This is a genomic window from Dellaglioa sp. CoH-56-MRSF-13 (assembly GCF_056782095.1).
On record NZ_JBXAYC010000059.1, the window covers coordinates 1 to 461 of the forward strand.

Annotated in this window: 1 protein-coding gene; it reads right to left on the bottom strand. The window is 51.2% G+C overall.

The annotated features are described in order from the left end of the window. Positions 1-427 (bottom strand): hypothetical protein (locus AC1RP1_RS07870; protein ID WP_481762702.1); only part of this gene is annotated, 427 nt, incomplete at its 3' end. Positions 428-461: the final 34 nt, after the last annotated feature.

The window sequence follows — 461 nt, forward strand, 5'->3', positions numbered from 1 at the left end:
GCCACGACAAATAAGTAGTGTCGCTACCAGTGGTCCCGGTTGCTGTGGTCACAGTAGCGCCGTTACTGAACATGTACCATCGATCGGCCACGAATGTGGCTATAGCACCAGACGCAGGATTACCATATTGATTTAGACGGAACCTGCCATTGATCAACTTGTTCTTGGTGGCACCCAGTGTGAAGTTGCCTGTGCTGTCCGGGCTCACGCCATTGATTGTCTTGACAAGCTGGTTCGTGGTATTGGTTGATGTGTAGGCATTTGCTGTTACTGCGGCGCTGGCCAGAAGTCGCACATTACCCAGTGCATCAAGCGTGTATAGATTTGCATCAGACGTGTTGATAGCGAGTTGGCCCGCTACCAAATTACCAGCAGCGGGCGGCAAGCCCGCTGTCGTATTACGGATATGTTTTATGACAGCGGTCATTAGTACACCTCTATTATACGCCTGTGTACGTGCC